Origin of the sequence: Methanobrevibacter ruminantium M1, from assembly GCF_000024185.1 — an archaeon.
GTDB lineage: Archaea > Methanobacteriota > Methanobacteria > Methanobacteriales > Methanobacteriaceae > Methanobrevibacter > Methanobrevibacter ruminantium.
In genome coordinates, this window is the sequence record NC_013790.1 from 2,930,807 (window position 1) to 2,937,203 (window position 6,397).

Consider the following 6,397-nt stretch of genomic DNA (forward strand, 5'->3'; position numbering starts at 1 on the left):
TATTGTATGAAAATTGAATTTGACACCATAGGAACAATACACTCTCCTTTTAAAGAGCTAGAGGGAATGCCTATTCAACCAACCGGTGCGAAAGGCATTAAAGGAGAAATACATATTAAAGATGAATATAAGCCTGGATTAAAGGATATTACTGGTTTTTCACATCTTATACTTATCTATCACTTACATAAAACCAATGGAAATGCATTGGAAGTGAAGCCTTTCATGGATAATAAGACACATGGAGTCTTTGCAACAAGATCTCCTAAAAGACCAAATAACATAGGAATGACTGTAGTTGCATTGGATAGCGTTGATGATGACTGTGTCTTGCACATATCCAATGTAGATATTCTTGATGGCACTCCACTTCTTGATATCAAGCCATATGTTCCTCAATTGCATGAGGACACCATTGTAGACTTAAGAATTGGATGGTTTGAAACCAATCATAAAAAAGCGAAAACACAAAAAGCGGATGATAGATTTATTAACTAATATTTCATCGTCCCATTAACTCTTTTTCTAATTTCCTATAGATTCTAAATTCCTATCTTCTTTTAAAAATTTAATTCAATTATCTTTTTTTAAAAATCCAATTTAAAAAATAAGGGAAAAATCGACATTAAATATATATAGTTTAATTAACATAATATTTAATGTTAAATCTATTTACTTTATTTGAATAATTATTACTATTTTATTTTTATTTTAGAATATTTTTCAATAGTGAATAGGGAGGAATAATTATGACAAATGAAACTTTTGAGGAAGTATCACAAATATTAAAGCATATTATGGAAAATCCTAGTGTACCACGTAATATCAGAAGAGCTGCAGATGAATCCTTCAACACTTTAAACAATGAAGAAGAAGATGAAACTGTTAGAGCAAGCGCTGTAATCATTAAATTAGATGAAATTAGTAATGATCCTAACATTCCTGTTCATGCTAGAACCTTAATTTGGGAAATCTTATCTAAATTAGAAGCTATTTAATTTAACTCTTTTTTTTTATTTTTTATACAGTTTTTATTTTACTGCTTTTTTATTTTTTTTTTTTTTTTTTAATAGCTTATTTTTTTAACTTTTATACTTTATTTTATCACTTTTTTACATCTTTTACGCTTTCTAAAATTTTAGCTTTTTTTAGACAATTTTCTTGATTTCTCCTTTTATTTTTCCATATAGTTTTTATATTATCAAACAAATTCCGATAAGGGTTTTTTATTTTAAAAAAATAAGTTTTACGAGATAAAACCTATTAAATAAATAAGGCCAATCAAGCAATATTTTTAAAATTTAAGCCTTAATAACGATTTTTAAAAAATAACTTATTTAACTGTCCTAGAGGTATATTTCAAGTGTAAAAAATTCTCATTTTCTTCAAAAGAAATAGTTTTTCAAGCCATAAAATCAAAATTAGCAATATTCAAAATAATAGAATAAAACTAGCCAAAAAAAGACGTGCATTTCAAGTGTAAAATTCGTCATAAAAATTAATTTACAAAACTTTATAAGCTATCAAAATCATACTAATATTACTAATTTTATGGGGTGTATGTAAAATGGTAAAAAATGAAAAATTCATAACTGTAATTTGTTTTAATAAATTTCATGGAAAGAAGATTTTTAAAATCGGATCTATTTTAAAGCTTGTTAAAGAGCCTGACAATGCCTATGACGCTGAAGCTATCCGAATTGAGATGAGATATGCAGGTAAGGTTGGATATTTGGCAAACAGCGTTAAAACGGTAGTGCGAGGCACAATGAGTGCAGGAAGAGTCTATGATAAAATAAATGATGAGGCTGCTTATGCTCAAGTGAAATTCATTTCAAATGAAAATGTGATTGCACGTATTCTTGAAGAGGAAGAAATAAAAGACCTTAAAAGAGATCCGGAAAGTGATTTAAACTTTATTTAATCCTTAATTTAAAATATCTTTAAAATTTAACCTTAAAGAAAGAATAATTTATTTTATCATTGAGAAATTAATTGTTTTATCAATAAAATAAATATTAACTCTATTTTTACTTTTATAAACTATAATAATTCATTTATTAATTTGGGTGATATGATATGTCAAATACAGAAAAAATAAATGTAAATGTAGAATCCAATAAAGATAAGGGATTTAGTGATGATATCAACACAATCTTCATAAACTTCAATGGTCTAAACATTAGCCTTGAACTTATGGAAAAACAATCCTATAAAAATATGGACATTATTCCTATAAAAACTGACAGCTTTGCAAAAAAAGATTTCATCACACTTAAAAAAGGCTTTGAAATGGGCCTTGTTGAAATAAAGGAGCTTGAAAATGAGGAAGTAAATACAGTAATCTGCAAAAACGATGCAGTTGTTCCGCTTATCCTAATCGATGGTGATGAAATAATAGGAGCCAAGCAAAACAGAATAATGAATGAAAGCCTTCTAATTCCAGCAAAGTCTCAAGTGAAAATCCCAGTCAGTTGTACAGAACATGGCCGCTGGAGATTCAAGTCAAACGAGAGAGAATTCCAACATTCTGATTATTCCCTTAACTTCGAAAGCAGAAGAATCAAGTCAATTGCAAGAAACGAATGCAGAGACTATCAATCTGATGTATGGAGTCATATAAGCGATCTTGAAGACAGACATTCCTTTAGATCAAGGACAAGCTCAATGAACGACAATTACGAGCATTCTAAAACCGCTCAAGATGACTATATAAAGAATTTAATGATTGCAGATGGAGCTAATGGTCTCATTTGCTTTATAAACGGTGAATTTAAGGGATTAGAGTTATTCTATAATCATAGCATCTATAAGGAATATTATGAAAAGACATTAAGAAGCTATATTATTGAAGCCATTTCTTATGGAGGAAATAATACAGTTGGCGAAGAATTATTTAGAGTGATTAATGGTGAAATGAATGATTTATCTTCATCTGAATTTATAGAATATGAAACCGTTGGCCTTGGAAAGAATATAAGATTCGCAACTAAAGGAGGATCAGGTTCTGGCCTTATATTTGAAGATGAATTAGTTCATATGACTTACTTCAAAGAGGATTCCAATAAAAACTATGAAATTTTATAGATTTAGACTTTTCTAAATCTAATTTCTCTTTTTTTTAAAAAAATTGGATTTAATATGATAAACTCGTTTTAGATAAGAATAAGATTTTTTACTTATTAAAGCATTAAAAGAATTAAATCCATAAATACAAACATGAAGAATATTGTAACTAAAAATATGGTCAGTCTTGCTAGATCCACTGCCTTTTCAATGCAATCAACATTTATTGGATTTATATTATCCCCTAAGGTATAAACTCCTTCCTTTTCTAGCTGAATGTTTAATGCTCCAGCTACTGTTGCCATCGTATATCCTGAATTAGGACTGTCACAATTGTTTGCATCCCTTCTCATAATAAACAATGCATTTTTCCAATTTAAACGTAGAAACATAGCAGATACAACAATCAAAGCTCCAGAAAACCTTGCAGGTATGTAATTTAAAGCATCATCCAAATGCGCTGGAATAAAACCGATATTGTAGAGTTCCTTAGTCTTGTATCCTACCATGGAATCCATTGTATCAACAACCCTATGGATAAATGCAGCAAGAACAGCAAGTATTATGACATCAAAGTCTCCAATTCCACATAGGCTAGCTATTATTCCAACAATTGAATAGTAGAATACAGTTGAAACATAGGAGTCAGGTATGTTTTCACTTAGAGTCTCTATTACAGCGGATATGACATGCTCCTTATTCAATTCATTAGTGTCACGGCTAACCAGATAGCTAACGGCCTGACGTGCCTTATTTAAGTTATTGTTCCTTAAGTCCTTTTCAACATCACGGGCAGAATCCAACAACAGCTTGACTGAAAATGTTGAAGTAAGAAGCAAAATCGCTATCAGCTTGAATAGATAAATCATCATATCATTATATGGCAATAGATACCTTGCTATAGCCATTGGAATTAGAACAATAAGTGATGAAACAATTATTACAGCAATTGAGAGAATCAATCCAGCTATCTTATTGTCGTATTTGATTAGGATATTCTTAAAAAAGCTTATTATTTTTCCAATCCATACTACAGGATGTATCTGCATTGGAAACTCACCTAGAAGAAGATCTACTGCAAGTGAAAATAGCAAGATTGTAAGTAACATATAAATTGAATTGGAGTAAAGTTCAGTTATCATTAAAATTAAATATATTAGGAAACTATATATAATTTATTGATAAGTAAAAATTTTTATTCATCAAAACTTAAAAAGAAAATATAATGGTGAATTAAAAATAAAATGAATTGATCATTAATTGATTAATTCATTAAATAATAAAAAAAAAAATTATTTTTAAAATTAGACAAAATGTCTAAATTAATGAACTAATTATTCAAAACGTGATAATATGGCTGTAATAGATGAAGAACAAGTAAGAGAATGGTTAATGGAAGAAGACATGATTAGAGAAAAGATTTATGATGAAAATGCTAATTTCCATTATATTATCAATTTCCCAAATAACAATGCAATGGATGTAATTCAGCCTAGAACAAAAGAAGACGTTCTCCTTATAGGCTGTGCAACAGAAGTCTCACAAGTAGAGCAAGACATGATAAAAAACACTGATAAGGCAATAAATCAGGAGTTTATATGGAACGTAAGATTTGCCTTAAACGAAATGCTTCTAGACTTTGAGTTGGAACATCCGGATGATCAATTGAAACGTTTTATCATAACTGAAGACATATTTTCTGATGGGCTTACAAAACATGTCCTTGTTAAATCAATTAAAAAGGTATTTAAAGCAAAATTACAATGTATTTGGTTGTTAGGTAAAACATATGGAACAGTCCAGATGAAAAAAGAATAAATATCTTTATATTTTTTTATATTCATTTTTTTTTTTATTTTTATTTTTATTTATTTTATTATTAGCTTTTTTTTAATTTTGATTATTATCTAATCTATATATCGATTTTATATATTATTTTATATTTACATTATTTTATTAATCTATTATTTTATTATTAAATTTATTTGTTTATTTTATTTCTGTTTTTAATATTTGTTTCAAATGTTTTTTCATTGATTAATTTTGATGAAATTCAAGGATCTTATGTTTAATTTGATGATATTTTTTATTGATTTTAGTATTACTTTTCATGTTTCATTCATCCTGGAAAAATAGTGAAATTTTGGCAATTTTTTGTAAATTTTTTGGTGAAAATTGGTGATTTTTAGAGTGAGAGAGGTATGTTTCCAGTGAAACGCAAACGAAGGTCTTGAAAAGTTAGACAGGTCTATTTCCACTGTAACTTTTTGAAATTGACCTCTCTATAATTTTTGAAAAATTTTGATAAAAAACCTTTTAAAAATGCTTTATTTAACGATTTAAGCTCGTAAAAATGTTTATTAAATTTCGTTAAATTTTTTTGTTTAAGTTTTACACTTGAAATAAATCCCTTCATTTTCGTTTCTTGCATATTTTTATTTCACTTGAAACGCACCTCTCTCTCAGAAAATTCTTTTAATCTATAATTTTTTGGTTCAAATTTTCATATTTATCATTGTTTTTTAATTTTGATGGTCAAATTCATTTATTTTTTATTTATTTATGTTATTTTTTATTATTTTTTAAAAATATCATATTTATTTTCGATTTATATATTTTCTGACTTAAAAAAGTTTTAATTTTTAAAAAGACATCAATTTCGACTGTAAAATTATTTTAAAAAATATTTTATTAAAGTTTTACACTTGAAATGGTACTCTCTCTTATTTGTTTTGTTTAATAAGAACGTTCTTATGTTATAAAACAATAATAAACTTTAAATATTTCAAGAAATAAATTATAGAAATACAGTTGAAATTTTACTATTGTAGATGAAAATTTTTACATAATTTTTATTACTTTTAGATCATGAAAAGTAAATGGAATTTTTTGGCACATTTCTTATGACTTTCATGACTTCATATGAAAATTAATTTACTAATTTTTTATAATTACAATTTTAATATTTTAATTGAATTGCATTGCTAGCATCAAATTTAATTAAAATATAAATTTAGTTGAATCTATATTAGATTTTAGTTCATTCTTGGGAAAAATATAAATGTTCTGATTTCTGGATTTGTTCTGGATTTTAGTTTGTTCTGAGATTTGTTCTAAATTAAGATCTATTTAGATTTGTTTTTACTTTGATAATTTATCAATTAATAAAGAATTACATAAGTTTTTATAAGTTCATTAAAAAAAACTTTATGATAATTTATGATTCTTTATGGTATTTTTTGGTACTTTTTGGTACTTTTTGGTACTTTTTGGTACTTTATGATAACTTTATGATTATAACTATACTTTTTAAGCTATGTGAGATGAAACT

6 protein-coding genes are annotated in these 6,397 nt (G+C 26.6%); 5 read left to right on the forward strand and 1 reads right to left on the reverse strand.

Annotated features, from left to right (window positions below; genetic code table 11):
* Positions 1-6 precede the first annotated feature (6 nt).
* From tsaA to MRU_RS11130, 4 genes are all read left to right on the forward strand, one after another.
* Positions 7-498, forward strand: a complete 492-nt coding sequence (gene tsaA / locus MRU_RS11115) for a tRNA (N6-threonylcarbamoyladenosine(37)-N6)-methyltransferase TrmO (protein ID WP_012957012.1) — start codon at positions 7-9, stop codon at positions 496-498.
* Positions 499-749: 251 nt separating this feature from the next.
* The gene (locus tag MRU_RS11120; RefSeq protein ID WP_012957013.1) at positions 750-998 is read left to right on the forward strand and encodes a UPF0147 family protein; all 249 of its coding nucleotides are present in this window, start codon (positions 750-752) and stop codon (positions 996-998) included.
* A 569-nt stretch (positions 999-1,567) separates the two neighbouring features.
* Positions 1,568-1,924, forward strand: coding sequence for an HIRAN domain-containing protein (locus MRU_RS11125; protein WP_012957014.1), 357 nt, complete (start codon positions 1,568-1,570; stop codon positions 1,922-1,924).
* 155 nt (positions 1,925-2,079) lie between these two features.
* On the forward strand, positions 2,080-3,087 hold the full coding sequence (locus tag MRU_RS11130) for an ARPP-1 family domain-containing protein (protein ID WP_012957015.1): 1,008 nt from the start codon (positions 2,080-2,082) through the stop codon (positions 3,085-3,087).
* Between the two features lie 95 nt (positions 3,088-3,182).
* On the opposite strand, the gene MRU_RS11135 is transcribed toward MRU_RS11130, so the two are convergent.
* On the reverse strand, positions 3,183-4,208 hold the full coding sequence (locus MRU_RS11135) for a cobalamin biosynthesis protein (RefSeq protein WP_012957016.1): 1,026 nt from the start codon (positions 4,206-4,208) through the stop codon (positions 3,183-3,185).
* 211 nt (positions 4,209-4,419) lie between these two features.
* On the opposite strand from MRU_RS11135, the gene MRU_RS11140 reads away from it, so the two are divergent.
* On the forward strand, positions 4,420-4,884 hold the full coding sequence (locus MRU_RS11140; protein ID WP_012957017.1) for a DUF2299 domain-containing protein: 465 nt from the start codon (positions 4,420-4,422) through the stop codon (positions 4,882-4,884).
* The last annotated feature ends 1,513 nt before the right edge of the window (positions 4,885-6,397 follow it).